A 4,792-nucleotide genomic window follows, 5' to 3' on the forward strand; every position below is an offset into this window, starting at 1 on the left:
TTCAAAAACCTTGCATTATCCTTCTTGTAGTACATCGCTTGGTACAAAAAACAAGGGCAACAAAGCCTAAAACGACCGACTCCTGACGACCGGCTACTGACTCCTACCCCCAGGAAAAACTTTTTCAGCAGACCCTATTTAGGGGTGGCTGAATAATGGGAAAAACCTTGTTGGGGAGGAATAGATAATCAGTTTTTAATAACCGGATTTAGTATTAGACGGAGATTGGTGGCTCTCTTAGGTTTGGTGGGTAAAATGTATTCTAAGATACAGTCCTGCTGGCGAGGGAGTGGAAGGAACCACAGAGGCACAGAGGACACAAAGATTGATCGCTTCTATAGTAAGTTAAAATGACCACACAAAGAACAAGAGAGCCGATTGGTTCCCCATCGATATCGAACCTTTTCTGGAAAACCGCCCATAAAATTATCCCAATTCAACTAACTTTATCTACCCTAGAAATAGAGACTTTTCCTAGTAATTAGCATCCTTGGGATAACTACCTGAGATCGATCGAAATGGGATTTAATAAAAATAAGGCCGCATGACTAGCCATTTCTGCTGATAAATAAATCTTTTTATATTTAATAATCCCCGTTTCTAGAAAAGAATCCCTTAACATTGCTTTTGTCCCACTATTAAAATCCGCTTCGTAAAAAACTTCTTTAATTCCCGAAGAAATAATTAGTTTTAAGCAGGAAATACAGGGTTCTAAAGTAACGTAAATACTAGCCCCTTGGGTAGAAATACCGTGTTTGGCCGCTTGAGCGATCGCATTAGCTTCGGCATGAATTGCTCTAGAGGGAATTTCTCCGGATTCTCGACAGGTTCCCAAACCGGGATAACAAAAACCCTGGGCAGTACAATGAACCGTTCCCGATGGCGAACCATTGTAACCCGTGGCTAAAACCTGCCGATCTTTGACAATTACCGCACCGACGGGAAAAGCTAAACAGGTGGATCTGGTGGCGGCTAATTTAGCGATCATTAAAAAATATTCGTCCCAAGTCGGTCTTTTTTCTTCAGAGTTGATCACGGTTTCATACCAAGCTAGAAAAAGCAAAAAAGAGGGGGTTCTCTCTGATAGCTTATCATTAGTTGACCTCTAAACCAATTAAAGCACCACCCTGACCATCGATCACGTGGCCAATGTAGTCACCAGCCTCTTCTAACTGCTCACTGGTTAAGGCATAGCATAAAAACTGAAAAAAACTCGAAAAATTAATAATAATTTAAAGAATTTGACGCTGGAGAATAATCAGATTTTGGCTGATAGCTAAACCTTGACGGCTGGCAAAATAACAGAAATTCTTAAGAAGCTAAAGGGTTTAAATCCCCAGAGAGAGCATTGTAGAATGAAGCGGTTAGTTATCTACTAGAAGATAGGACTTTTCCGTCCCAGCGAAACAATTCTATTCAAATCTTTAACCCAAATTGCCAAGGAGACTGAGTTTTAATGTCTGTTAATTTTCTGGGAGTTGGTTTGTTTCACCCTCTCCTTACCCCTTATCTCGCCCTCCATATTCCTGACGGCTTTTTGAGTCCATCGGTGAGTCTATTTACTTGGATAATTGCCGTTGTCCTGATTGGCTTTTCTCTCAAAAAAGTGCGCGGTCACTACGCTGAACGGGCTGTACCTTTGATGGGAGTTTGTGCCGCCTTTATTTTTGCCGCCCAGATGATTAATTTTCCCATTCCGGGGGGAACCTCCGGACATTTGTTAGGGGGGACTCTGGCGGGGGTTCTGCTCGGTCCCTGGGCGGGTTCTTTGGTGATGGCGGTGGTTTTTATCGTGCAAGCTTTATTTTTTCAAGATGGCGGTTTAACGGTTTTAGGGGCGAATATCGTCAATATGGGTCTGATCGGCACCTTTGGCGGTTATTATCTCTATCTGGGGATTAGGAAAGCCCTCGGTTTTCATAGTTGGCGCAGTATGGCGATCGCTGTTGCCCTGGCCGCTTGGACAAGTGTGGTGGTGGCGGCGTTAGCTTGCGCCCTGCAATTGGCTTTATCGGGGACTGTACCGCCTTTAGTCGCCCTTTTTGCCATGTTATCTTGGCATATCCTCATCGGCATCGGGGAAGCGGTGATTACCGTTTTCGCTGTCGGTTATATCTGGCGAACCCGTCCCGATCTTCTCTACGATCCGCCCCATTCCGTTAATACCTCTGTTCCCCCTTCCTACGCTCCTCGTCAATAGACCTCTTGTAAAAATCAAAAATTGTTGTTAGGGTCAGGAGTCGGTCGTCAGGAGTCAGGAGAATTAAGAATGAATAATAATCAATTAAATGGTCTATTTAAGGATTTTATGCAATTTAATCCTTATTTTTACCGTTTTTGAACCCTCAAAAATTAATTATGCAAGAGGTTTAATAAAGATTAGCCCATGAATATTCGCAGAAATAGCCAATTTTTTCTGATTGGTCTGGTATGCTCCCTAATTATCGCCGTTTTTCTTTCTCCCTTTGCCAGTCCCGATCCCGACGGACTCGATCGAGTGGCGGAAGACTTGCAATTTAGCAAAAAAGAAGACCCTAACGCCCTAGGTAGTCAATTACCTTTTGCCCGAATTTTTGATGGTTATGCCCTCAAAGGTGTTCCCGAAGGTATCGCCACTCCCCTCGCCGGTTTTCTGGGAACTCTTGCCACTTTCGGCATCGCTTGGGGTATCGGTAAATTAGTCATTCCAAAATCCCAAAATCAGGAGTAAGGAGTCGGGACGTGGGGACGTGGGGACGTGGGGACGTGGGGCATTTAGCTGAAATTTCCCTAAATCCCTAAACCCCTAAACCCCTAAATCCCTACATCCCCTTTCTAACTGATAACTGATCACTGATCACTGAATAAATGCTACACATTGCCACTTTTTCTTGCGAAAATGAGCGCCCAAATTTCGGTTTTTGGCAGAGACTCGCGCCCCATACCCGTGTTTTAGTGACTCTTTTGTTAGTTTTTGCCACAGCCTTAACGCCGAATGGTAGCTGGGAAACTTGGGGGATTTACGGATTAGGATTAATTATTTTAATTCTGATCAGTCGGGTGGCTATTCCCGTACTTTTACAAAGAGTAGCGATCGAATTTGTCTTTATCGGTGTGGTTTTATTGGGAACTCTTTTTCGTGATGGCGGGGAAATTCTTTGGTCTTGGGGATTTTTGCGGGTAACTAGCGAGGGATTGCTGGTGTTAGGCAGTGTGGCCCTAAAAGCTTTTCTCTGTCTTTGTACGGTCAATATTCTGGTTTTAACGACAGCAATTCCCGACCTGTTGCAAGCATTAGTTACCCTGAAAACTCCCCCTTTATTGGTGGCAATTTTGGCTTCTATGTACCGTTATCTAGCTGTTTTGATCGCTGAATTTAATTCCATGCGAAGGGCAGCAATTGCGCGCAATTTAATGAGTAGTCCCCGATGGCAACGGTTGCTAGTGGGACACATGATCGGCGCTTTATTTATCCGTACCTACGAACGTGGCGAGCGCATTTATCAAGCCATGTTATCGAGGGGTTACACTGGTTCCTTGCCCTCTGTACAGGTTCCCCAAAGCAAGCTGAAAGATTATCTCGCTATAATTTGCATAGTAATTCTGATCCTCTGGGGTCAAATGGTACATCTGCTCAGTTGACACTCCCGTTGCCTAAACTTGAAGCTAGATTGACAACCTGTTGCCAAAAAAGCCGTCCTCCGCTACGCTAAAGGACGGGGAACCTTAAACCCAATTTTTCGGTAAAAGTCTCGTTTTTCATGCACCACAACCCGATTTTTATTGAAAACCTAGTTTATACCTATCCTGACGGCACAGAAGCGTTAAAGGGTATTAATTTAGCCATTGAAGCTACGGAAAAGGTGGCTTTGGTCGGGGCAAATGGATCGGGAAAATCCACCTTATTACTGCATTTTAACGGTATTCTCCCGCCGCAAACGGGTAAAATCACCGTCGGTCCCTACCAAGTTAAACCGGAGAATTTAGAAAATATCCGCAATTTTGTCGGTTTAGTCTTCCAAAACCCCGACGATCAGCTATTTATGCCCACTGTCTGGGAAGATGTGACTTTTGGCCCGATGAATCAGGGAATTCGCGGAGAGGATTTAAACCATCGCTGTCATCATGCTTTACACGCGGTGGGATTGGATTCCCAGCATTATGGTAAGAGAAACAGTCAGAATCTATCGGGGGGTGAAAAAAAACGCGTGGCGATTGCGGGGGTTTTAGCCATGTTACCGCAGGTCTTAGTTTTTGATGAACCTAGCGCCCAACTAGACCCCCGGTCCCGTCGGCAATTAATACAACTGTTAGCCACTTTACCCCAAACCCAAGTGATCGCTACCCACGATCTCGATCTGGCTTTAGAATTATGCGATCGCACGGTTGTTTTAAATCGTGGTCAGGTGGTGGGAGAGGGAGAAACCGCTAAGATTTTAAGTAATCGGGAATTTTTGGAACAACACGACCTGGAAATACCCCTTTGTTATAGTCGTCCCTACTGTGCGATCGCTGATGCGCCCTCACAAGTCAGTGATCAGTGATCAGTTATCAGTTATCAGATGTGAGTTTTCAGTTCACCGATTACTGTTTACTGGACGGCTACGCCGTGCCTTTGGCAACACTGAAAAAAAGCTCCCTTTTCCCCCCTCATAGACAGTCTTAACGAGTGATTTAGATAGGGCTTGCTGAATAAATCTAAAAACCTTGTTGGGTAAGACTTTTAGACTTTTTGTCAATCAAAAAGTACCAGTTGTGGGAGAGATAGGGGGAAAATTCTGGGACTTTTTCTCTGAAAATTAGGTAATTGACC

At 44.3% G+C, this 4,792-nt stretch carries 5 protein-coding genes; 4 read left to right on the forward strand and 1 reads right to left on the reverse strand.

The features are described from left to right. Positions 1–499: 499 nt before the first annotated feature. Positions 500–1,036: a deoxycytidylate deaminase gene (locus O9332_RS21820; protein WP_043995593.1), complete on the reverse strand. Its 537-nt coding sequence runs from the start codon at positions 1,034–1,036 to the stop codon at positions 500–502. Between the two features lie 420 nt (positions 1,037–1,456). Here O9332_RS21820 and O9332_RS21825 point away from each other — a divergent pair, with 420 nt between their 5' ends. The 4 genes from O9332_RS21825 to O9332_RS21840 all read left to right on the forward strand — a co-directional run bounded on the left by O9332_RS21825 (position 1,457) and on the right by O9332_RS21840 (position 4,523). Beyond that, positions 1,457–2,200: an energy-coupling factor ABC transporter permease gene (locus O9332_RS21825; RefSeq protein WP_288027389.1), complete on the forward strand. Its 744-nt coding sequence runs from the start codon at positions 1,457–1,459 to the stop codon at positions 2,198–2,200. Positions 2,201–2,386: 186 nt separating this feature from the next. Then, positions 2,387–2,710 carry a PDGLE domain-containing protein gene (locus O9332_RS21830; protein WP_002761796.1) on the forward strand — a complete coding sequence of 108 codons (324 nt, stop codon included), beginning with the start codon at positions 2,387–2,389 and terminating at the stop codon, positions 2,708–2,710. Between the two features lie 137 nt (positions 2,711–2,847). After that, positions 2,848–3,621 carry a cobalt ECF transporter T component CbiQ gene (gene cbiQ, locus O9332_RS21835; RefSeq protein ID WP_002761798.1) on the forward strand — a complete coding sequence of 258 codons (774 nt, stop codon included), beginning with the start codon at positions 2,848–2,850 and terminating at the stop codon, positions 3,619–3,621. A gap of 119 nt (positions 3,622–3,740) precedes the next feature. After that, a complete protein-coding gene (locus O9332_RS21840; protein WP_002761800.1) occupies positions 3,741–4,523 on the forward strand; it encodes an energy-coupling factor ABC transporter ATP-binding protein in 783 nt (260 codons plus the stop codon). Positions 4,524–4,792: the final 269 nt, after the last annotated feature.

Origin of the sequence: Microcystis sp. LE19-10.1B (genome assembly GCF_027530565.1) — a bacterium.
In the GTDB taxonomy this organism is placed as follows: Bacteria; Cyanobacteriota; Cyanobacteriia; order Cyanobacteriales; family Microcystaceae; genus Microcystis; species Microcystis aeruginosa.